The sequence below is a fragment of the Bifidobacterium sp. 7101 genome, assembly GCF_000499285.1.
Lineage (GTDB): Bacteria > Actinomycetota > Actinomycetes > Actinomycetales > Bifidobacteriaceae > Bombiscardovia > Bombiscardovia apis_A.
On the sequence record NZ_AWUN01000002.1, the window covers coordinates 360,154 to 383,963 of the forward strand.

General features: G+C 51.9%; 12 protein-coding genes. 2 read left to right on the top strand and 10 right to left on the bottom strand.

Annotation, left to right across the window (positions count from 1 at the left end; genetic code table 11):
• The first annotated feature begins 151 nt into the window (after window positions 1-151).
• A complete protein-coding gene (locus tag P272_RS0104120) occupies window positions 152-1,339 on the top strand; it encodes an AIPR family protein (RefSeq protein WP_155804989.1) in 1,188 nt (395 codons plus the stop codon).
• A 978-nt stretch (window positions 1,340-2,317) separates the two neighbouring features.
• On the opposite strand, the gene P272_RS0104125 is transcribed toward P272_RS0104120, so the two are convergent.
• The 8 genes from P272_RS0104125 to P272_RS0104160 all read right to left on the bottom strand — a co-directional run bounded on the left by P272_RS0104125 (window position 2,318) and on the right by P272_RS0104160 (window position 18,003).
• Window positions 2,318-4,627 carry a KAP family P-loop NTPase fold protein gene (locus tag P272_RS0104125; RefSeq protein ID WP_081709037.1) on the bottom strand — a complete coding sequence of 770 codons (2,310 nt, stop codon included), beginning with the start codon at window positions 4,625-4,627 and terminating at the stop codon, window positions 2,318-2,320.
• A 411-nt stretch (window positions 4,628-5,038) separates the two neighbouring features.
• On the bottom strand, window positions 5,039-6,295 hold the full coding sequence (locus P272_RS0104130) for a DEAD/DEAH box helicase (protein ID WP_172636706.1): 1,257 nt from the start codon (window positions 6,293-6,295) through the stop codon (window positions 5,039-5,041).
• Window positions 6,292-8,874, bottom strand: coding sequence for a hypothetical protein (locus tag P272_RS0104135; RefSeq protein WP_155804991.1), 2,583 nt, complete (start codon window positions 8,872-8,874; stop codon window positions 6,292-6,294). The genes P272_RS0104130 and P272_RS0104135 overlap by 4 nt, the downstream gene beginning before the upstream one ends.
• Before the next feature lie 124 nt (window positions 8,875-8,998).
• The gene (locus P272_RS0104140; protein ID WP_044097744.1) at window positions 8,999-12,121 is read right to left on the bottom strand and encodes a cation-translocating P-type ATPase; all 3,123 of its coding nucleotides are present in this window, start codon (window positions 12,119-12,121) and stop codon (window positions 8,999-9,001) included.
• Window positions 12,122-13,205: 1,084 nt separating this feature from the next.
• The gene (locus P272_RS0104145) at window positions 13,206-14,876 is read right to left on the bottom strand and encodes a glycoside hydrolase family 13 protein (protein WP_044097745.1); all 1,671 of its coding nucleotides are present in this window, start codon (window positions 14,874-14,876) and stop codon (window positions 13,206-13,208) included.
• Between the two features lie 3 nt (window positions 14,877-14,879).
• On the bottom strand, window positions 14,880-15,704 hold the full coding sequence (locus P272_RS0104150) for a carbohydrate ABC transporter permease (protein ID WP_029678292.1): 825 nt from the start codon (window positions 15,702-15,704) through the stop codon (window positions 14,880-14,882).
• Window positions 15,701-16,561, bottom strand: a complete 861-nt coding sequence (locus tag P272_RS0104155; RefSeq protein ID WP_029678293.1) for a carbohydrate ABC transporter permease — start codon at window positions 16,559-16,561, stop codon at window positions 15,701-15,703. The genes P272_RS0104150 and P272_RS0104155 overlap by 4 nt, the downstream gene beginning before the upstream one ends.
• Before the next feature lie 104 nt (window positions 16,562-16,665).
• The gene (locus P272_RS0104160) at window positions 16,666-18,003 is read right to left on the bottom strand and encodes an ABC transporter substrate-binding protein (RefSeq protein WP_029678294.1); all 1,338 of its coding nucleotides are present in this window, start codon (window positions 18,001-18,003) and stop codon (window positions 16,666-16,668) included.
• A 292-nt stretch (window positions 18,004-18,295) separates the two neighbouring features.
• Between P272_RS0104160 and P272_RS0104165 the strand changes: the two genes are divergently transcribed.
• Window positions 18,296-19,327, top strand: coding sequence for a LacI family DNA-binding transcriptional regulator (locus P272_RS0104165; RefSeq protein ID WP_029678295.1), 1,032 nt, complete (start codon window positions 18,296-18,298; stop codon window positions 19,325-19,327).
• 21 nt (window positions 19,328-19,348) lie between these two features.
• Here the strand turns inward: P272_RS0104165 and gtfA are convergent, their stop codons facing one another.
• Together gtfA and P272_RS09095 are read right to left on the bottom strand one after the other, a co-directional pair.
• Entirely contained in the window at window positions 19,349-20,863 is a 1,515-nt protein-coding gene (gene gtfA / locus P272_RS0104170; RefSeq protein WP_029678296.1) for a sucrose phosphorylase, read from the bottom strand.
• Between the two features lie 1,224 nt (window positions 20,864-22,087).
• On the bottom strand, window positions 22,088-23,659 hold the full coding sequence (locus P272_RS09095; protein WP_081709038.1) for an ATP-binding protein: 1,572 nt from the start codon (window positions 23,657-23,659) through the stop codon (window positions 22,088-22,090).
• Window positions 23,660-23,810 lie beyond the last annotated feature (151 nt).

Consider the following 23,810-nt stretch of genomic DNA (forward strand, 5'->3'; position numbering starts at 1 on the left):
AACTCTATTATAGAGGAACCATGGTACAAAAACACCACCATAGTTCTTATTGCTTTTTAAGCTTCTTAATGCTTTTATTAAATTGTCTTCGATGAACGAAGACGAAGCAACCAGTCAAACAGGCCGACTCATGAGAACAAAGGAGCATATAATGAAAATGACATTCCCCATTAAGGCATTACGGGCCGTCAAATCGCCGTCAGACCCCACTGTTACAACATATTTTGCTTGGACAAACATGAGGGACCTCCCTGCAGACATGCCCACCAAGGTTAATCCACGCGAAGTGAATATGCGCACTACAACGGCGAAAAAGCTGCTGGAAGCTGTCTCAGGGACTGATCCGTACTTCGATATCCACAACCGTGGAATGGTCCTGTTGGCCAATGAAGTCAAATTCGATGCCTCGAATTCCCTCATCACCATTGATTTCGACCACGATGAGGATAGATACGGCGTCCTTGACGGCGGCCACACCTATGAGGCCATCAAAGAAAGGAGGGATCAGATTCCCGAAGATATAGATAAGTACGTCAAACTCGAAATCTTCGTCGGAGCCGACCTAGATGTCGCAGCACTCTCGGATGCTCGAAACACCTCTGTGCAGGTCAGCGATATCGCGCTGTTCAACCTCGAAGACCGATTCGACTTCATCAAGGAAGGAATAGCCAACGAGCCGTATGGGCAGGACATCGCATACAAGGACAATGAGGACAAGCGGATCCCGATTGCTGACCTGCTTAGGCTGATGTACGCGTTCAACATCTCTCGTTTCCCAGACGATACTTCTGTGCCTGTAGCTGCATACTCGGGCAAAGCCAACGTTTTCAAGGACTATAAGAACGAATGGGACAAACACTCTTCCGGCAACCAACCCACCGCGGACAACATTTACCGCAGGCTGCTGCCTCTTGTTCCAAGCCTCGTGAATCTGTACGAGACCATCGAGCTGGAAATGGCAGAAAAGTACAGAGACTATAAGAAAATGAATGGTTCAGGAGCCAAATTCGGCAGCATTCGTGGCATCGAAAACACCAATAAGGACCGTACTGAATTTTTGCAACGGAAGAAAGACTACAACATCTCTTCCGGATTCATCATGCCGATCTACGGTGCATTCCGCGCTCTTCTCCACACCAAGGGCAACGGAGATCTCGATTGGGAATTCGACCCAATCCAAATCTGGCAGGCTATAGGTGTCACACTTGTCCAGACAGTCTTTGACACGGACACTAACCCCCAGTCCGTAGGCAAATCCAAAACTCTTTGGCAAGCAACCTACCGCATCGTAGAAAACGAAAAGAATAGGCGTCTCATTGCCAAGCTGTCACAGAAGTAACTTAACTCATGGGTATCTCACCTGTCTATACATGTCAGGTGAGATACTCATATTCAGCCTTAGTATGTAGCGCCAAAGCTGGGTACTCGCTGCGCGCTCCTTCTGCTCCCGATTGAAAAAATCCAATTGCAACACATAGGCTATATACCCTCTATATGCTAGATCTGCAACAGACTTTCAGATACCTATTTGTACTAATCACTGTATACTTTGCAGGACATACACACTATTATGCGCCTTTAAAGTGCATATCAGCTTTTCAGAGTTTTTGGTTATCAAATCAGACAAATCTTCGAACGACTAACAGGACATATCTGTGAACTATGTTCCCTCTAACATTTCATAGATATACCAGCAGAAACCAGAGCAAACCTCATTAAAGCCATCACCAGCTACTAGTCTAAGTCCACCAAGACCTTCCCTGTCCTGCGATCCTTGATGCCTGTCCCCACAGCCGGGTAGTTTGGGCCTTTACGTACTTTCTTCGCCTTAGGCCCAAGCGACAACCTCCGATCCCGAATGATCTAACCATAAACGTCTTGAAGGCTGTGGTCATACCTAGACCAAGGGCATTAGCGATACGGCCCAACTGTTATTAACCTGCATTTGACGCCAGTATCATTAACTGAGCTATTTTCGCCTGAAACCACCTAACCTCTAGAAGGCAACCAGCAATGAACATAGCGGACGCGTTACGATAGTGGCAAATTACAGCACAGTATCATTTCGCTACTCCGCACTTGATCAAACAACTAACTTCCAGACACACTGAATAAACACTGTTCTGATAGTTAACCTCCCTGACTGTCTCTTTTAGCCCATTGTTTTCTCCACCGGTTAGCATAAGCTGTTTCACCTGCTTCATAGAAAAAGGTGGCAACACTAACCCAACCTTCTGACGCGCTGCCATGCAAGCTGGAGTCAAGGGAGCCCTCGCGCGCGATGCCTTAGCAAGATTTCCACGTTACCCGGAATCATTTAAGATAAAGGATGATCGAAACCAGAATCGCTATGTCGTTCATGTTTCCAATTTTCAACAAGAAAATCCACTTCCCCATTGTTTACGAATTTAGCATGATTGTTGCTTTTGTATGCCACATCATACGCGGCAAGAAGTTTGATATCTTCTATGGAATTAGGATCGTTATCCCATAACTTTAGAGACGTCTGGATTCTTTCACAGGTAATGAAGCGTTTCAACAGCGGTGCATCCACAATGAATCCACCCCCCTGTTCTTGAATCAGCGCATAAAGCGCATAATCAACAAACTTGGTATCGTCCACTAGATCTTGAAAAGCGCTAAATGCCCTGTACCTATCATCGGTCTTAGTAAATATAAGAGGGATTGCTGAGGCATACCACTGCAGAAGCCTTCCGCTCAGAGGCGTCTGTGGATGCCTGCAATTTGTACATTTGAGCTTTTTACACAACGACATGAGACCCCGTTCCAATCCACTATCCTCAATATCCTCAGAATCTTGGCAGAATGGTAGGCTGTCGAACATTGCCACATTGTTCATGAGGCCAATGGTAGGTTTGGATTCCACTTGTTCTTGTGTATCTTTTTCTGGACTTTTTGCTCTATGGATTGCGCGACGGATCTCATAGGCCATGCAAGCGGCAACGATCATCGACACTGGAGAATTCGAGTCTGCAATCGCCTGCACAATGGCTTCGCTTCGTTCTCCGGTATAGTCTTTCTTCATGATGGCTGTTGCCACATCGTGGGATATGCAACTTGGATAAACAACGCGGTGCCTCGCTTCCAGTTCCAGGCAGAAACCGACAACTAACGCGCATCTACCTGCATCCGCCACGCTTAGGTATTTCGCCGGCTTGTCACTAAATCCCTTGCTGGAGACAATGAGCCAATGCTCATCATCCAGGTCTTCTTCACCCAGTGAGTCATCGACCAATAACTTCCTGTACTCTGCTTCATGAATGAGATTATTTCCTATAGAAAGCCGGAAGTAAGTATTGAAATGCTCCGGACGGTGTATAGCTCGCCCCACCTCATCCGGGCGCGTATATAAACTGTCCACGCAATAGGCGACAAAAGGGAACAGGGACTCAACAGCACGCAAATCCCTGTCTTTAGCGTCAGTGCCATATGTTGGCAGAGTCGACAAATGTGCTTTGACCTCAACTTTGTGATCTAACATTAAACGTCCTGTGATGGGTAAGTCGGAATCACAAAGATAGTCTTTGCTCGCCATGATCCAACGGTGCAGATCGGGATTAAACACCTCCAGACTGGTAATGCCAAGCAGATCCATCGACTCCACATCATCTCTCAGTACCTGATAGCACAGCATGAACTCATTTATCAGACGGTTGGCGTCCCTCATGGTGCGGACGAACGGCTTTACACAAGCGTCATAGATAGGCAGCGAGCTGTCACCGAACTGAGCATTTTGGACTTTCTCGTAGATTTGTTCGGCTCTCTTCTCGCCGATGATGCCTGTCAATCCATCTTCCAATCGGTCGTATACAACCTCTTGGGGAAGCTCCGGCATTCCAATTGGGACCTGGATTATTTTCTTCAGGTATTCGTCGCCCTTGCCATGGCAGCTCTTATCCAGCGACTTGGTAACGGAATCCCTGTCATACAGTAACACATACGTCATATAGGGCAGATCGCCTACAGCCTTGACAGCTCGCATCACATCCGTGACCTCGTCATCCATCAGACGGTCCAGATCATCAATAAACACGACAATTCTAGTCGCTGATTCTTCCAGTTTTTCCTTCAGATCCTTTCGTCGTTCCGAAAGTCTATCGATGTCTTGATTGTCAGGCTCCAAGGCTTCCCCAAGGTTCCCGAACGCTTTAGCAATCATCTGCACTTGAGCAGGAGCTAAACCAGAAATAGGTGCCGCTTTATTTGCCGCACGCTTGAGAACATTCGCAATGTTATGCCTCGCGGTGCCCAACTTCCCTAACAACGTCAGGGAAATCTGATTGAACAACAGAGTCACCAGGCGACCGCTACCTGAGTATATCCAAGGCTCAAATTCTACAACTATGACCTTTTCTTCTTGCTTTTTCCCTTTTCCTTTTTTAGAAGGAGTCGAGGCAAGCTGCTCAACAAGCATGTTCTTCAACGAAGTTTTGCCTGACCCCCACGGTCCCTGAATACCGACAACAAGAGATTCCGACCCCGGGAACCGGCTCAAACTTAATGCAAGGTTCCGTACGTACGTGCTACGATTATACTTATCGTCTGCAGCAGACCCGATAGGCTCATCCTGAAGAAACGAGAGATACAGATCTGAATGTTGACTCATATTCCCAGATTAATACAAACAGGAAATCCCATTGTTAATGCAATTCAGAATGTTACTGACTCAAAGAAGCAACTTTTAGACTTCCATTGAAACGGCAGAGCCTATCTGACTATTGTTTAGGCTGTACTTCCCAGAACTAAAGAAATCGCTGCCGATAAGACACCATTGGGCTGCGTCGCTGTATTAAAATCGAGCAACTAATCACAGATATAAATATTCATTGAATCAGTTATGAGATACAGATAGATGCCCTTGATAATTAATCCATAAACCATCACAAGGTAACTCCTTCTCTATTCTCAAGACGAGTCTCTTTTCAGCACCATTTGAGCATCAAAATGACAGACAGGTATCCGCCCTACAATTAAAAGGGAGTGCCTCACGATTAAGTACAACTGAATCCCATATCGCTCAAACTTCCGCATTAGCCTCCACCGGTAGGCTCTTGGCGATCCTGAACGTATAGGTTCCATTCTTCCAATCAGCGAGATTGCCGACCACGTAGACACGGCGCTTGGCTCGCGACACGGCGACGTTGAGCAGATTGGGCGACCCATTAACCCATGAACGAGAGCCTTCTCCACGCCTACCAGCTCTGCTGCCAAGAACGATGAAGACCACATCGGCTTCCCGCCCCTGGGAGGTGTGTACGGTTCCGGCCTGACTTGATGCCAGCTGGTTCGCTTCGCTGCTGCTGCAACCAGTGCATTGCCGCAAGGCATCCGCGAAGGCGTCACGCACCTGGTTGGCCACAGCCCTGAACGGAGCGATGACCAGAATATTGGTGGGGTCAATCCCTCCCTTGAAGAGCCCGCACAGACGCTTGTGGAGTTCATAGCCCTCCTGCGGCCTCCATTGCATTCTCCCGGTTTCGCCGGAATTCGGCGGCACATCGTACCAACAGGAAACCGGCAGCTCATCTCCCGCATGAGGCCCGGACGGATAGGCACAGGGCTGATGCTCCGGCCCTACACGCACCATCCTGCCGGAGTAGGCCATATCGTTGCATATGGAAAACATGGGTTCATCACAGCGCCGATGGACCACCAGGGGCATCCCCAGCCAGTGGTCATCCGTCTCGTCCAACAGACCGCAAGGCGTCTGGTAATCGACCAAGGCCTGCATGTTTTCGGACTCCAGTCCTAGGTGCTGGAGGTGATGGGTGCTCGCCAGGAGTTCCCGCATTGGCTTAGGCATGGTATCCACGGGCTGGAGCTGCATAGGGTCTCCAACCGCAACCGCATATTTCACACGTTGCAGCAGACCGGCAGCAGCCTGAGGCAGAGCTTGTCCAGCCTCATCCACAATCGCCCAGCCGAGCGCCTCCTTGCCTATCCCTGAAAACATTCTGGATATTGATGCAAAGGACGAGGATACGACCGGGATCACCAGGAAGAAAGTCTGCCAAGCCACCAACCTCCCGTCATTCGTAAAGCCATTCGACTGCATCACGGCGCAAGCCAGGGACAGATTGCACATGAACTGGTGGGCAGCACCCATGACGGCCTGCTGATGAAGAGCCAACGCCTTGATGTAGACCTCCGTCCGCGCCTTGCTCCATTCCTGGTCCATCCACGCAACATGATCATCGCCAATGTCTGGCCTGGGCCACTGAATCTGCTCGGCCTCAGCAATTTGCTGTTCAACGGTGGCAAGCTGCCCGGTCAAAGTCGCAATCTGTTTTGGCATTCCCCTAACTTCTGATCACCGACTTCCAACCCTCCATAGAAGGACTGCAACCGCTGATGGACCGTGCTTGCCTGCTCTTCGAAATGCTGCTTTGCACGACGTGCCTGCTCCAGATCAGTACGTACCTTAAGCTCGTCCTGCTGCCTTTCGCGGCTGTGGAAAAACGACCTTAGTGGATGCGCCTTCCAGTAAGACAAGTGAACCCGACAAATGCCATCAGCCTGCTCCCAAGCAGCTTGCGCATTATTGGCAGCCTGGCCAGCATCCGACATCTGCCGTCCCATCGATTGAACCTGTCCGACATACCTTGAGCGGCTTGCCTTCATGCCATGAAGTTGTTCATTGAGGGTTTTCAGCTCGGCTGACAGATCGGATCGCTGATTGCACAGGCCTGAATAAGAACGCATAAGATTGTACTGGGCAATTTTCCTGGCGCGGATGCTCTCTTCCTTCTTCAGAGCAGCATTAAAGTCGTTCCTGGCCTTTGCCCAATTGGTCCTACTGCCTCTTTCACCTGGCATGTATTTCAATGATTTATAGATAAATTCGTTTTTGAAGGGCCACAGGAATCGGTTTTTGTTGCTCATGTTCCCCAAGACCGCCGATATAAGAGCCCAGGCAGAGGAGGTATTTGAAGTGCTGCTCTCCTTATCCTGACTCTTGCGATCGGTAATTTGCCCGGCAAAGTCTCGAAAAGCGAATCCACAGGGAACCTGTTTGAATTCACTGTCAATATAGGATTCCCACTCGGTGTCTATAGCATCGGCACTGGGCAGATCCTGGCTGACGTTTTCAACAGCCTTGTTGTTACTGGAAGCAACGACAATCTCAAAACCGGTCACCGACGGATCAAGCGTCCAGTAGACATAGTCCTTGTCCTCGTCCGAGGTTGCTCTGGCCAGCCTCCGGGATGTGAAAATATCCTGAGGACGGGAGAATCCTGCCAACCGCCGAGCCCTGGCCACAATAATCTCGGCTACCACATCCTTGAGCAGGGTGGTCTTGCCTGTTCCAGGAGGGCCATTGACACCTAGAAGCGATGAGCTGCCATATCCCTCCAGGGCCGCCCGTATTTGATTGATCGCCAGTTGCTGACCTGTTGACTGGAATTGATTGGAAGCACTCGGCCATCGCCCGAACGGCATGCTGGCAGGTTCCGTGAAGTCGGCGACCAGATGCCCTTCGGGGTCCTTCTCGAGATCGAACCGTCGAGGATGACCAACCGATAGATATTGCCTGACCGGTTCAGAAAATATTTCAGGTCCATTTTGATAAAGGTCCTCAAGATCTTCGAGGAAGAAGGAGTCCATCATTTCGCCATTTACCGATTCTGAGCTGGCTTCCAGATGGCAATTGACATAATCCCTGATGAGAGGCGAGCCGTCAGCGTGAGCGAAAAGAGGAGAGCTACTCACCGCGCGGTCATCCAGTCCCATCCGATCCGCTACATGCTCAATGAGGCTTTCGATCTCATATCTGCCGACCGGACCTGCCTTGTACATCGGTCGGCCTGCTTCGTCTCCAGAGTCTTCCCCAGCCAGACGATTGAATTCGGACTTGAGTTTGCTTTCAGTATCGTCAAATACTTCGATATGCGGCCACCCAGCCGGGCAATCAGGCCAGCCTTCATGATTGAACAGACAGGAAACCGCCTTGGCATATTGAGAGAGCGTCAACGATCTTGGGGCCAGACAACCATCATCCCCTACGCAGAACTCCATAAGGGAAGCCACGGTAGAAGGACCGCCGGCGCGCCTGTTCTGCCGATGCGCTAACTCCTGCAACACCTCGTCCTGAGCAGTCTCCTCGGCTGGCGAGAGCTCTCGAACAAGCTTGGCAGCCTTCAACAGCGCATTCGTGACTACACGCTGGGAGAGCCCGACTGCTATTCGAAAACGTTCATGCTTAAGCCACCGATTTTGTCGTCCCACCGCTTCTTGCTGCTCCGAATCCTCGTCAGGTTTCACTGCCTGATGGACGGGGCGACGCGCAAATCGGCGGTCATAGTCCTTACGGTAAACAGCACAGGCTGAGCCAGGCCGATTGGCCGTTGCTGACAGCTTTTCCGCCACCTGCAGCAGGCGCGAAACCATGGAATCCGTCAGTTCAGTACCTGCCGGCAAAGAGCCGGGCTGCTTAGCCACCTCTAGCCATAACTGGTTCATCTCCCCAAGCAGACCGGTTATAGTCTGTTCGTCAAGTCCTGATCTGACCGCCTGCACGCGCAGCCAGTTCTCAGTATCTTCTGCAAACGAGAAAGGTTTGGTCAGCCGGGCGTTCATGTCTGTCTGCAACCGGTATATTTTCCTGCTCTGCAGGTCGTTATAGAGGTTTGTATAGGAACGATGCTCATTGTCAACCGGCCCGATGAGAAGATCAGCATGAATGTCATCCCAGGGAAGTCGCTCCTGTTCAGTAACGCTTACTCCGTTGCTGCCGTTGTGGGAGGAGGATAAAGCAATGAGCTGGTTATCCCTCCAATTTTGTGGCGAGAATAGTTCAACCGCGCACCAATATGACAAAACATCCATTGCATGCTGTTGCTCATCGTTCCCCATACTTGCCAGTATGCGGATAAGCGGGGACAGGTGCAGGAACAGATTCGAGCCTCAACTGAGACCATAGAAGGCAATCCCGATGCGGCAATGTCCGAACCAATCACCGCATCAGGGAGAAGCTAGGTCATGCCCGTATCCGTCTGATCGCCCAGTTGAACAGCTTGCGCAGCTCCGAGGCCACAAGGACCAGGGAGGCCAGGGCGATGCACTCCAACCAGGCCTGAGGCTGGAGGGGAACAGTGCCGAAGGCCTCGCCCAGGAAGGGCACATAGATCACCAGAAGCTGGAGCAGTATGGAGATGCCGATGGCGCCCCAGAGCCAGAGATTGCTGAAGAGCCCCTGGAAGGCCGACTTGCGGGAGGAGCGGGATGCCAAGGCGTTGAACAGCTGAGCGAAGACCAGGATGGTGAAGCCCATGGTCCGCGCCTCCCTGATCTGCGCCTCGTGACCAATCATCTGGACAGACCTGTCGGTGAAGAGGCCGCCGCTCAGGTGCATATCCATGCCGATCAGGGTGACCACAGCCATGACCAGGCCTATGTAGATGATGTCAACCCACATATCCCGGTCAATCACCCGATCATTGATGGATCGAGGCGGGCGGTCCATCAGATCGTCGGTCTGCGGATCCACGCCCATGGCCAGCGCGGGGGCCGCATCGGTCAGGAGGTTGATCCAGAGGAGCTGGGTGGCCAGCAGCGGCACGGTCACGCCCGCCATGCCGGGCTGCGATATGCCCAGAAGCCCCGCAAAGACCACGCCGCCGAAGACCGTGAAGACCTCGCCCATGTTGGAGCTGAGCAGGTAGCGCAGGAACTTGCGAATGTTGTCGAAGATGCCGCGGCCCTCTCGCACGGCCTGGACGATGGTGGCGAAATTGTCGTCCGCCAGGATCATCTTGGCCGATTCCTTGGTGACCTCGGTCCCGGTGATGCCCATGGCCACGCCGATGTCTGCGGTCTTGACAGCGGGGGCATCATTGACGCCGTCGCCGGTCATGGCCACGACCTTGCCCTGGTCCTGGAGCGATTCGACGATCTTCAGCTTGTGCTCGGGGGCCACGCGGGCGTAGACGGAGACCCTGGAGGTAGTCTCCCGAAGCCGGTCCGAGTCCATGGCATCCAGCTGCTCGCCGGTGCAGGCGGGCTGGCCAGGCTTGATGATGCCCAGGTCCCCTGCGATTCTGGCTGCGGTGAGCGGATGGTCGCCAGTGATCATGATCGTTCTGATGCCGGCCTTATGGGCCTGATCCACCGCATGGCGAACCTCGGTTCGTGGCGGATCGATGATGCCGACCATGCCCGTCCAGATCAGGTTGCTCTCCAGCTGGGCGCTTTCCTGGATCACCTTATCCGCGGACAGGCGGATTGCGGGAGCCCGCTGAGACCTCTGAGACAACCGGTCCGTCTGATCTGTCCCGACCGTGCTTGACGGTCTCTTCCCCTCGTCGGTTTCTGTCAGCGATGACAGCTCCCGGTCGGATACAGGCCGGAAGGCCTGCCCCAGGGTCCTGTAGGCATCCGCTGAGAGGCTGCTGACCTGGGCAAGTATCCTCTCCCGATCAGCGCTGGTCATAGGCCTGACCTGGCCGCTCTCGAGAATCCTGTCGCATCGGCCAAGCAGCACGTCAGGAGCGCCCTTGCAGAAGAGTCGCGATTGCCCTTCGCCGCCATCATTCGGGGCGGCCAGGACCGACATGAGCTTGCGCTCGGATGTGAAAGGAATCTCGGCCAGACGGCGGTAGCTATCAGCCTTGGCATCAGCGCCGACTTTACGGGCGGCAACAATCAGCGAAACCTCCGTGGGATCACCGACGATCTGCCAGTGACCCTGTCCGGATCCAGACTGGGCTCGGGAATTCGGTTCGGCCTCGTCCTCCTGCCAGTGAAGGTCTCCGTCGTTGGCGATGGTCCCGACCATCAGGGTCTCTGCAACCGCATTGGCCAATGACGAATCTATGGTGTCCAGCTGGTCGTCGGAACCTCCGGCCTCGATCTGCATGGTTCCCTCCGGGGCGTACCCGGTGCCAGTGAGCCGGACCTGTCCCGAGGGGACGACCACCCGCTCAACGGTCATCTCATTGCGGGTCAGCGTCCCCGTCTTATCGGAGCAGATGACCGATGCCGAGCCCAGCGTCTCAACCGAGCTGAGCTTCTTGACGATGGCATGATGCTTGGCCATGCGCTGCACACCCAGGGCAAGGACCACGGTCAGGATGGCCGTCAGCCCCTCCGGCACGGCGGCCACGGCCAGGGAGACAGCCATAAGCAGGGAATCAATCAGGTCCTGGATTGTCTGGAAGCCCTCCATCAGACCCAATGCCGCCAGAACCAGGACCGCAATCAGGCAGACGGCCAGTCCGAGAAGCTTGGAGACTCTGGCCATCTCCTTCTGCAGGGGCGTGGGCTCCTCCTGGGTGTCAGCCAGCATGCCGGCGATTTTCCCGACCTGGGTATCCATGCCGCTGGATGTGACGATCATGCGACCGGTACCCTGGGTGACTGCAGTGCCGTTGAAGACCATGTTGGTCCTGTCGCCCAGAGCCTTGGGCTGGTCAAGCCGACCGGGCCGCTTGCCCACCGGCAGCGACTCGCCGGTCAGCGACGCCTCGGCCACACGCAGGCCCGCGGCCTGGAGCAGTCTCCCGTCGGCGCCGACCGAATCACCCTCAGCCAGGACCACGACATCACCGGGCACGATCCTGCTGGTCTCCAGGCTGACCACCTGACCGCCGCGCAGAACCGAGGCACGCGGGGCCGTCATGCTCGCCAGGGCCTCCACCGCCCGCTCGGCCTTGGCCTCCTGGGCGTACCCCAGAGCAGCATTCAGGATAAGAATGATCATGATGACGATGGCATCAAAGGGCAGGGGCTCGCCGCCTCCGGCCGCCGGATGCGAACGCTCCACCACCCAGGCCACCAGCGAAATGGCCGTGGCTGCCAAAAGCAGATAAACCAAGGGGTCCTTGAACTGCTGGAGGAACTTCCGCCACGCGGGGACGGGAGGCGCTCCAGCCAGTTCGTTGGGGCCGAATTCCTCCAACCGTCGAGCCGCTTCGGCCTCGGCCAGACCCTGGTCGGGATCCACGTTCAAGGCAAGGGCAACCTGATCGACATCTGCTGTAGAAGGGTCCTTAAGGACAGGGTCATCCACCCCGCTCTTCTGCCCGGAGTCCTGCCCTGCAGCCGGGATCACGCCGGTATCTGTTGATTGTTCATGCTTGGAGTCGCTGGTCAACCCAGTCATGCCACTCTCCTGCTTATGCCACGGAGTAGTCAACGCTTCGGGGGCCTGTTGAAAGAAATCAGAGTCGGCCAAGCCAAAACGCTGCGTGGATGTTTACCAAGTTGAATTCACAATATACATAAATACAACCGAAGTCGTCAAGGTCTTTGCTCAAAGACAAAGCAACAGCAATTCCTTTACCGATACACATGAACCGAACTGAACTCGGCTTTAAATACCTCAATCCCTTATTCGCGTCATCTGTTCTCGTTCACTGTCAAGTCTATTAGTTGCATGTGCAGCAGATTGAAAAACCAAGGCAGCTTCGTGAAAACTAGCTAACTACGCAAAATAACTGACCTGCAATAAAACAGTAAAGTCAGTTTTTCATACAACGAATCCAGTAGGTTCTTCATCCTAAACAACAGCACAGTCCGTCACTATTAGCTCAATTCTTGGCTCCGCCCTACCGGCGGTAAACGGATAGACGATCCGGCCTCGATCGTAGCCACTCCTCTTTCAGTTTGCGTGCATTCAGTCCCTCGTCCTGATCTTTGACCAAACCTAGAGCAAGCATATCCTGATGGACAAGGGCGGCTCTCGGTTGCTGGCAATATTAACGATGTCGTTCCCCGGTATCTATTTTGTCGAATGACAAAGCCTAATCTCTTCCGAATAAGAACACATAGTCAGCCAAAGAACCCAATACACAATAAGGTTTGATCTCTCTGTAGCCAACTCGCGTAAACATAGTTCGTTTCCCTCTGACTATCAATTGACGGGAGTAATCGCGATCTTACAGATACAGCAACAGGAAAAGAGCTGGTTATACCCCTCAATAAGCGGCTAATTCGATCTTCGCGTCCATGCTCCCAACTCCCGCACTAAATTCCCGGTCCAGCGCCACCATGATGTCATACCTTCTGACGCTGCTGATGAATATAAGCCAAGACTGGCCTACAGTCTCGGCTTATATTCTTCCCGTGCCCTTTCAACCTTATCGGTGCTCTAGTTAGCCGCCCATATCTCGCGGATGATTAGAAACACCCGACTCAGAAGACCAAGAGCCCATAAGCGCTCACACCTACAGCTCTTTTATTTATGCTTACTCCACAAACCACACGCAGGAATTTTCTCGTAATTCCTCTTTTTGAAGCTTCTCATCGATATCGTCACTACATAGAACGATCGTCCCATCTATATTGAGACCAACTTTGCCTGGGCCGAAGTTCAGAAGACAATGCAACCCTGTCGAAAGTCTAATATGCAGGATTCTTGGATCACCGTCTTTGAGGATTTCCATAGTGGTAGTACCTTCTGCAACCACCCATTGACGTCGGAGAGCTAAAGCCTTTCGATACAATTCCAGCGCTGAATCCTGCCTACCATCTTCTCTCTGAACCGCATAGGTCGAGAACCAACTTGGTTGGGGAAGCCAGGGTCGAGCATACTTGGCTGAGCTGAATCCGTAAGCGTTTGTCTCCGAAACTGTCCAAGGGAGTGGAACCCTGCACCCATCGCGGCCCCTGACCTTATGATTTGAACGCTCCCAGCTTGGATCCTGAATGTCTTCTTCCTTGATGTCCAAATCCTCTGGCAGGCCTAATTCGTCACCTTGATAGATGTAAGCAGTTCCCGGCAATGCAAGAATGAGCATTCCAGCTGCACGGGCTCGAGCCTGACCCACTGATTGATTGATGACCGGTCGAGTACCGGCAGAAGTTACCCATTCGACCACATCGGCGCCCTTGGGCAAAGCGAGACGCGATGCCACGCGAGGTACATCGTGATTGCCCAATACCCAGCTTGGAGAGCCGCCGACCCTACGGAAACCATTCCATGTTCGTTCAATAGCATCCTGGTACTCCTGTCTATCCCAGTCACACTTAGAAAGAGAGAAATCGAACACTGATCCGAGCTCGTCAGATCTTGCATAGTCATATACCCGATCCGTGATCGGAGTCCAAGATTCCCCCACAGCCATACGGGGTGGGTTATATTCGTTGAAGACCTTACGCCATTCTCGGTAGATATCATGCACCTCGTCACGATCAAACAAAGGATCATCTCCCTTGTCCGACAAGGGCTCCTGATCAGCAGGATCAGGCCTATCACGCAAGGGTTCAGCTAAATCCTTGGCCAGGCCATGCGACACATCAATACGGAATCCGTCAACCCCATGATCGCTCCAGAAAGCCAGCGTCTTCAGAAAGTCCTTCCTGACTTCTTCGTTGTCCCAGTTGAAATCAGGCTGTTCTTTGGTGAAAAGATGCAGATAGTACCAGCCATCGCCGCACGGCTCCCAAGCGCTGCCGCCAACTCCTGAAAGCCAGTTAGAGGGGGGCTGACTTCCATCGGGGCCTTTCCCCTTCCTAAAGACAAACCTCTGACGCATAGGCGAATCAGGTCCATCCTTCAAAGCTTGCTGAAACCAGGGATGCTGATTGGAGCAATGGTTGGGAACGATATCCACAATCACCTTTATTCCCGAATCATGGGCATCGTGCACCAAAGCATCAAAATCATCCATGGTCCCTAGACGCGGATCAACGTTACGATAATCTGCCACATCATAGCCTCCGTCCACTAGAGGTGAAGGATAGAAAGGAGTCAGCCATATAGCATCAACACCTAACTTGGTTAGATAGGGCAGTCCGGACCTCACTCCTCGCAAATCCCCTATTCCATCTCCGCTAGCATCGCGGAAAGACCGGGGGTAAATCTGGTAGACAGTGGCATTCTTCCACCAGTCTGGGTCCAGCATATCGTTGATCATCCATCACTCCTTTACTGAGCCTTCGAGCATCGCCCGTATAAAATATTTTTGTAGAAATATGAAGAGGATCATGGTTGGCGCCATGATGAGCAGAGAGCCTGCGTTGAGCAGAACGACATCTGTCGAATACTGTCCAACGAAACTTTGCAGAGCCCCAGCCATTGTCCGCTTGGTCGGATCATCGATAAGTACTACAGCCAGCAGGAACTGATTCCATGTTGACAGAAAAGTTAGTATTCCCAGCGAAGATATGGCAGGAATCACCAGCGGCAGTTGGATGCTACGGAATATACGTAACTGTCCGGCCCCGTCTAGGCTGGCAGCTTCGATTAGATCACGGGGCATCTGGGCGAAGTAGGTTCGCATCCAGATGACTCCAAACGGCATATTCAATCCGATCATCGGCAGGATCATAGCCAGCCGCGTATTGAGCAATCCCATTGATTGGATTTCATAATACAGAGGAGTTACCAGAACCTCGAACGGCAGCGTCAGCCCTACAAAGAGAAGGGCGTATGCAATCCAACCACCTGCAACATGCAAAGAACCTAGTGCATACCCGCCCATAGCACTGCAGATGAGAGTTACCGGAACCACAGCCACGACCAGGATCACACTGGAAATCAGCAGAGGAGTGATGTTGGCTACTTTCCAAGCAGCAGCAAAATTCTCCCAATGCGGATGGGCGGTGAATTGAATCCCATATGGCATGGAACCTTGAGGCTGTAGTGCAGCTGAAAGCATGCTGATAAAAGGCAAGACACAAAAAATAACAGTGAGCGCCAGCGTCAGATTTCCTAGAACACGGACAGATAAGGACTGCTTCATGCTGCCTCCTCCGACTTGCCCTGAACCAGCCGCTGCAAGGGTCCAACTACAAGCAGGACCAAAATCATGAGCACCACAGCCAGAGCGGAAGCCAAACCGACTTTGTTCTGTGTAAAGGCCAGTCGGTAGACCATAACGCCGGGAACCATCGTCGAATAGCCCGGACCGCCTTGAGTAGCCATAAAGACGACATCGAAACTTGCCAGCGCCGCGACCATGGTCATGGTCAAGCAGACAGCTATCTGACCACGCAGGCCAGGCAGGGTAATATGCCATAACTGACTCCACCAGCCGGCACCGTCAATGCTTGCTGCCTCATAAAGAGATTTGCTGATACTGCCGATACCCGCTGAGAGCAGAACGATACAGAATCCCAGCTGCAACCAAAACCCAATAACTCCAACGGCGTTCAGTGCTGTACGCTGATTTCCTAGCCATGCCGTGGCATGAGAGCCAAGACCCATCGCTTTAAGCATCTGATTAACGATGCCATCCTGAGCCAGCATCCAAGTCCAAGCCACACCTGCCGCGGCTCCAGGTATTACCCTGGGAAGGAACATGCAGACCTGTGCCACAGAGCTGAAGGTTTTGCTGCGAACATCTCGAATGAGCGATGCCAAAATGATACCTAGGGCAACCGGAATCAGCGCAAAGGGAATGATCAAGTAAAACGAATGAGCAATACTGCCTCTCAGGACCGGATCGGTAAAAACACGGATGAAATTATCGAATCCAACCCATGTGCTGGCATCAACCCCATTCCAACTGTAAAAGGAGTACCAAGCAGTCTGAATGATGGGCCAAAAGACGAAAACTATATAGAAAGCGAGCCCAGGCAACAGGAAAAGCCAGCCGATGAGTGTAAGACCAGCTTTATGGCGCCTATGCCCATTTCGCTTGGCGGTGCGAACGGCATTCGAGCAATGTCGCTCCGCACCCGCCTCAGCTTTGAAAGAGGTACTCACTGCATGACCTCTTGCTTATACTCATTTTGAACGTTTTGCGTAAACTGGCTGGGTGAAATACTGCCGTCCACCAGAAGCTGGAAATTAGGCACCAGAGCACTGGCCTGAAGGCCGGCAGTGGCATTATTAATGAAATCAGTAGAGTTCCCAGATTCAAACACATTCAAGTAAGAATCGAACATGCTCTTCTGCAGATCATTTTTGGCCTTGGGCACGGTCTGTCCCTTGACCGTCTTGGGGAAGTAACCGCTGACATCAGCAATTATCTGACGGGCCTCATCGCTCTGTGTGTAATTAAGGAAGCAAGCCGCTGCATCTTTCTGGGCCGAGTTTGTCGGGATACCAAAGAAACTTCCTCCATTGGCTGCAATATTAGGCTTTTGATCCGCCGAATTGGAAGGGAATGGAACGAATTTGACATCAGCTCCCAAGGAGTCGTTCATCTGATCCAGGTTCCAATTCCCGCTGGGGAAGAACACACCCTGGCCATTGGCAAATCTATTCAGCGCTGAAGAACCGTCAACGGCATTGACATCAGAAGGCAGATACCCGTTCTTGCTCCAGCTCTGAATCCGCTCGGCAGCCTTTTTTGCTCCCTTGGTATCGAAAGTGGATCCGTCCCGCTGCAAAATCCAGTCGGTTACTGTTTTCAAAGAGTCATTGTTTACCATCATAGCCTGGAAGATGAAAGAAAGACCCCCATCTTTTCCATTAATCATCACGGGAATCTCACCGGCATCTTTAACTTTGGCCATGTCTGATTCCAAATCATCCATAGTCGTTGGCACCTTCTCGATACCAGCTTTTTTCAACAACTTGGTATTTACATACATGCCAGCGACCGAATAGGAGTTGGGAAGCGCATAGAGATTGCCCTTACCTACCTTGCCTGCTCCGTCAGCGCGGTACAGCTGGGTCTGCGACTGCGGAACCTTCCATCCGTATGCCTCAACGTAAGGTTCAAGAGAGATGACGTGCTTTCCCTTGACGGCAGAGTTGACATCAGTGACACGAGCAATATCTGGAGCATCCTTAGACGCAATAAGACGAGGACCGTTTTGGGATGTTACATTGTCCGGATCGTAATGCGCTTTAATTTTGATCTTCGGATATTTCTTTGTAAACCCTTTAATCAGCGCATCGTCTACAGTCTTTAGACCTGCACCATCCCAGAGTGTCAGACTGTAGCTCTTATCACCCAGATCGGTGCTGACAGAATCCGGTTCGTTGCTTCCCGCCTGCTTGTCTGAACCCCCAGGTCCACAGGCTACGAGCGAAACCGCTAATCCGACGGACAGCAGCATCGCTGCCCCATGTTTAAAGAACGACTGCATCTTTCCTCCTGCCGTACAGATGTTCACTTCGTCGATGAACTTGCACAACCGATATTATATTTGATATTGCTATATTTATGACATTATTTTTTCTAAATTACTCTCCATTTGTAATATCGGTTGCACACAGTATATAAACGTAACCCCGCTCCTGTCAAATTGTTCCCACCTTTTCCTATGCTGAACAAGCCTCTTCACCTTCTTTGCCGAATCAAAGTTCGGCAATGACAACGCCTTAATTCATGCTGTAAAATCGGTTGTGTTCTAAAGTAACCACAACAGAGGCATATACATGCGAGAACCGACCATTTACGACGTCGCAAAAAAGGCGGGCGTCTCCCCGTCAACAGTCTCTCGCGCACTACACGGTAAAGATAGAGTTTCAGCCGACACAAGGAGTAAGGTTTTCCAAGCCAGTGAGCAGCTTGGCTTCACGGCATCCAAGGAAGCCTCGAGACTGAGAAGCGGGAAAACCGGGCGAATTGCCCTGATTGTTGGCAACCGAATGTCAGGATGGTACAGCTCAGAATTAGCTGAAGGGGTTTATTCCGCCCTGAGCAACGAAGGCTATGATTTGCTCTTCTATCGAGTTGCGGACCGAAAGCAACGCGCTGATTTCTTCTCTTCGATGCCGATCAAACGCAATACGGATGCTGTCATCATTTCTTCCTTCGCTCTAACTGAGAATGAAGGACAGTCTCTACGTGATGTGGGAGTACCCATCGTAGGCGTCAACACTATGCACCTCAACGACCGTTATAGCATGGCATCCATAGGCGTAGATGAAATCTCCGCATTGAAGAACCTGATTCATCGCCTCTGCGTCATGGGGCACACGCGTATCGCTTTCATCCAGACGACTCCGATAAACAAGGATTTCGTTTGGGATGCCGACCAGCGGATTGAAGGATACCGTCAGGGAATACGAGCTGCTGGCATTACCCATCGAAAAGATTACGAGATTCCCGTTCCCCATAGTTCTGAAGCAGGCAGCATTGCAGTCAGCGCCATACTTGCCTTAGATCCTCAGCCAACAGCCATATGCTGCATCAGCGACGAAGTAGCAATTAGCCTGGTACATGAATTACGGCGTTACGGAGTACGTGTTCCGGATGATATTTCTGTCGTAGGCTTTGACGACCGTGAAATGGCGGCTCCGCTCGGCATTTCGACGATCAGGCACCGTCCCGACGAATATGGCAAAACGGCCGGACTGATGGCAGTACGACTGGCTCGCGGGGAGACATTAGACCAGTCAAGAATAGTTGCGCCTGCTTCTCTCATTCTACGAGACACCATCGGCCCAGCACGTCACATTAATTAACAGGTAGGACCTCCAGGCTCGTCATATGATCGTAGGCGGATCCTCTAGGAGGTCAGAGCTGTGATGATGCCCTGTTCCGCTCTCCCAATCCAGCTCGGCGACACCACTGGCATCTTCGGGTATGGCTGCTTTTATAGGATTAAAAATGAGTTGAATTCTGCTCGTTTCACCTTTCCACCTCAGAAAAAGAGGGCCTTTATCAATCAATTCGTAGGAAAATTCTCCATCAAAGGCATCTAATCGATTACGCAACTTACACAGGGCATTGAGAGCCCTGACCACGGGGCGCCGAAGAGCCTGATCGATTTCAACTACTGAATATGCATGCCGATTAATATCTCTCCCATTGCCAGTCCGCTTGAGAAGCTCCATATCATTCTCCCCTGCCAGAGCACCGACGTAGTAAACCTGAGGAACCCCTGGCAGGAAGAATTGGACAGCCCGAGCCGCTAGATAAAGATGATCATCACAACCTAAAGCTGAGTAGTAAGTTGAATTGATCTGATAAAGATCCAGATTGCTGGCAGCCGCGCCAGTAGCCGCCTGAGACTGACCCGCAGTTTTCTGATGAATAGTGCGCACTAAGGCATCCACTGCCGCATCGTTAACTAGACCCTTTAAACTTCTGTCCGTCTGATCGGAACCGATATCTATAACCCCAATGCCGTCGTGCGTATCCAGAACATTGATGGAGTTGCCGGGCCGCACACTTATCCAATGCGCTAGTGCCTGCAAATCTCCGCTATAGAGCGAATGGAGAAGAAGAGCAGGCAATGCAAAATCATAGACTCGGTCGACTTTAGAAGCTATCTCTATCTGTTTTTTGTAATAGGAATGGACCTCTATCAGAGTTTCAAGACCGCGCTTTTCCGCCTCTTGTTTGATAGATTCAATCAGACGGAATGTTTTGGGGATCATGAAACAGCTAGTTCCGGCTTGTTTGGCGCCATAACCAACAGCATCCAGTCGGATATATCGCACTCGACTTTCTGCAAGTCTGTCAAGAATCGACAGGATGTAGCTCCATCCCTGCTTGCTGTCAGTGTCAATGTCTACCTGCTGAGGTGTAAAGGTCGTCCAAACCAGTCTCGTCTTCTCTGCCCAAGAGTATTGGGAAAAGGGCAGGCCAGGACGAGGACGATATATCCCTGATAGATCTTCTTCAGATGCACCATCAGGGAAGACTGATGACATAGTCAGGAACATATCATGAAAAGGGCTGTCTTCACCGCGGCGCATAACATCCTGGAATTGCTCTGATTTCCAAGACATGTGGTTGACAATGGCATCCACCATGATTCCATGAGTACGGCTAAGCTCCCTGACATCATCCCAAGAGCCGAGACGTGGGTCTACCTTTGTATGGTCAATCGGATCAAAGCCAGCATCTGCCCCGTCATAAGGAGTAAAAAATGGCAGAATATGAACGCCACAATAAACTCCAGCAAACCTGGTCCGCAACATTTCGGTCAGTGATGCCAAAGTTCCATCGCCAAAGCGATCCACATAGGCAATAAGTTGAACCGTGTTTTCCATTATTCCTCCGAGTACAGTCAGCAACCACGCTTGATCATCATTGTAAAATCGATTTTACAAGTATCTAACAAGGCGACGACAGAGCATCGAGCTAACGACTCTGGCTAGACAGACAAGAAGCAAGATTAATTGATTAGGTTCTAACCAGAGCCTGAAGTCATCAATCAAGTTCGAACAGTCGAAAAGTTCAGCCGATCATTAACACAGTTTTAGAATCATGAATATATTGAAATTGGAAAGATCTAATATATGATCCTTCCAAGCTAGGCCATCGCCTGCCACAAACCGATTCCGCTAGCCTGCACAGAATCATGCGGGACACCTCCAGCCGCACTTCTTCTGTCCATCTTCTCATCAAATCCCAGGATTCATCCCGAATATGCCGATCCTTGCCCAGCGAGTCGAGCCACAACTCTTACCAAACAATCCGCCATCCCCATCATCATGACCAATATTGAGCATTCCTTGTACACATCCGTATTCAAGGGGGCTCAGGAAATCCACAAAGACAAAGATATGCAGCTGATCGGCACCAATGCCTATTCTGATTCAGAGCGACAGACCAGTCTGCTCAAGTTCTTTCGCTCTCTTGGTGTCTATATCGTAATAGACTGCTCCTCCGACCTGGAGTGTGCGGCCTCGGTCAAGTTACTCATAGTGCTGGTGGATCATGTCGAGCTCAGCAGCACAACCGAAACTGCCGCGCCCTGGAGGACACCTCGTTGTAGGGCAAATGTCGACCAGATATTTGCGGGGAGCCGGCTGTCAACACACTGCCTTCGCTTCTCTCCCACTCCTTCGGAAACCAGTCCATATGTGACCGCTGCATAGTATTCTGCAGACAGCGTGAGATCAGCCAACTTCCACCAGCAACGACGCTCTCCGTGCGGGAATTGTCAATCCCATTCAGGAGTCGCGTACCCGACGACATCAAAGCCGAAAGCACCGAAGACGCACGCGCGGACGGCTATCCCCAGATCCCCTTATCAGTCATCACTGCGCCCGATGTCGATATGGAGCGCGATGCTGCCACTCTTTTGATGGGCGAGTTCAGCAACTCCCGGCATGTGCACGGCTCCGTGTTGATTGAGCCGACCCTGGTAGAGCGGGATTCAAGCAGGTCAGCGTACTCGCACTGAGAAAACAATCAGAATGCTATAACCATGCTTCATCTTGACCACCCGGCAATACCTGCTCTTACGGTAATGCCATTCACGGCTTCTTTTACAAAGACATCTCGGCTGAGGCATCACTGGCCACATATCGCTGGTACTTGCTCCGGGGCTTATCGGGAAGAGTCATGGAGAGCGCGTCTTCTTCGAGCAGTGGCTCGATATACCGCCTGCGGACATAGTACTTGCCCAGCCCAAGCGCATGCGCGATATCCTCAAGTGAACGGGGTTCCTTACAAAAACCGAGAATCCTGTCGCATATTCCATTGCCCGTCTTTGCTGCTCCCGAGGCATCGGAACCACCAAGCGCATGGACTTGGACGCGTTTCGCCGAATCAGATTCTGCGGCCCCAGTCCAATGAACGTTTGCTTCCGCCGCACCAGCACGCTCCGGCACAGAGTAGAAGCGCACAGTGAAGGAAGCCTGCCGATCCTGAAACTCTACAGGCTTATATCCACACTGTTTGGCCTCCTCGCGGATAGCCGGAATCCCTGAGTGCCGATTCTCGGCAATACCCTCAATCTCCAGCAGACTGACCAGGGTAGGGTTCCTGGTCTGACTGTTGGCAAAGCCCAAGTCGTTGATGCTCTGACCGCCATATACACCACCAGGATTCCAGCATTCAAGACGATCGGCAAAGAGCGTCAATCTGACCGGCGTTCCGTTGCAGTATGGGCCATAGTCACGATGCATCAATGCGTTGGTCAGGATTTCCCTGACTGCGGTTTCGGGATACTCAGGAATATCAGTGCGCACCCCATCCCTAATCACCGTCCTGGTTCTGCTGTTGCGCCGCACAAAGGCCATGGCATCCTCAAGCATGCGGTCAATGGTCCCTTCAAAGCGCTGATTGTCAAGGAACCGCTCTCCCCCAAGACCAGTTCCGGCCTTGGTTCCCGGCACAACCACGGCGGTAATGCAGAGGTTCGGATACACCTGCTGCGGGTATTCGCCAAGGGTCATCAAACCTGCAAGAGTAGGAGATCCACGACGGCAGACACCCGATAGCTCCAGGATCTCGTCCTCATTCCTTCTGGCTAGGAGCGGGCGTTCCCGCTGTGCTCGACTAATGAAATCATGACGTTTTTCTGGGTTCAACATATCGGAATCGGCCTGAGGGTCTACCGATACATCGTCGCGCCGACCGTCCTTGAAAGTCTCGATCTCATACAGCTGCGTAGGCGTCATGCGGGCATCGGCATCCCCGATCCGGGTGTAGCTGCCTGCGCTGATGCCTGCTGTCTTACGGTAGACAGGCCTCTCGCCCATGGGTTTGCCATTGATGTAAGCCGACACCACGGTCTTGCCGTCAATCAGGCTTTCGCTATAGACCGGTCTGACCTCGGGATACATCTCTTTGCCCTGTGCCGTTACCGCCTTTTCCAGCTCCTGCGCGTCATGGACGCCGACAACCTCGAATCCAAGGCTTTCATCCAGCCCGAATACGATGATGCCACCCTCGTTTTGGTTGGAAAACGACGACAGCGAGTCATACACCTTCGGAGTCCCCTGGCTGGCGGCTTTGACTTCTATCGATTGGCCTTCGCAACCCTTGCGCTGAATCGAACGCACAACCTCCTCCAGCGACAGATCGCTTTGTTCAGCGTCATCTGATTGTTGCATACAGGCCCCTACAAATTGATAATCTCTGTGATCTTTATCATACAGATTTACTAAAGAAAGGCAAACTTTAGTAATTGATTACTAAAATAATCACTAAAAATTGATGTTTTTATAATTATCAACCCATGATTAACACTATTTCCAGATCTTT

Excerpts from the sequence above, each read along its gene's own strand:
- P272_RS0104120 (WP_155804989.1), top strand. The coding sequence starts at position 152 with ATGAAAATGACATTCCCCATTAAGGCATTACGGGCCGTCAAATCGCCG.
- P272_RS0104125 (WP_081709037.1), bottom strand. The coding sequence starts at position 4,627 with ATGAGTCAACATTCAGATCTGTATCTCTCGTTTCTTCAGGATGAGCCT.
- P272_RS0104135 (WP_155804991.1), bottom strand. The coding sequence starts at position 8,874 with ATGGGGAACGATGAGCAACAGCATGCAATGGATGTTTTGTCATATTGG.
- P272_RS0104140 (WP_044097744.1), bottom strand. The coding sequence starts at position 12,121 with ATGACTGGGTTGACCAGCGACTCCAAGCATGAACAATCAACAGATACC.
- P272_RS0104145 (WP_044097745.1), bottom strand. The coding sequence starts at position 14,876 with ATGATCAACGATATGCTGGACCCAGACTGGTGGAAGAATGCCACTGTC.
- P272_RS0104150 (WP_029678292.1), bottom strand. The coding sequence starts at position 15,704 with ATGAAGCAGTCCTTATCTGTCCGTGTTCTAGGAAATCTGACGCTGGCG.
- P272_RS0104160 (WP_029678294.1), bottom strand. The coding sequence starts at position 18,003 with ATGCAGTCGTTCTTTAAACATGGGGCAGCGATGCTGCTGTCCGTCGGA.
- P272_RS0104165 (WP_029678295.1), top strand. The coding sequence starts at position 18,296 with ATGCGAGAACCGACCATTTACGACGTCGCAAAAAAGGCGGGCGTCTCC.
- gtfA (WP_029678296.1), bottom strand. The coding sequence starts at position 20,863 with ATGGAAAACACGGTTCAACTTATTGCCTATGTGGATCGCTTTGGCGAT.
- P272_RS09095 (WP_081709038.1), bottom strand. The coding sequence starts at position 23,659 with ATGCAACAATCAGATGACGCTGAACAAAGCGATCTGTCGCTGGAGGAG.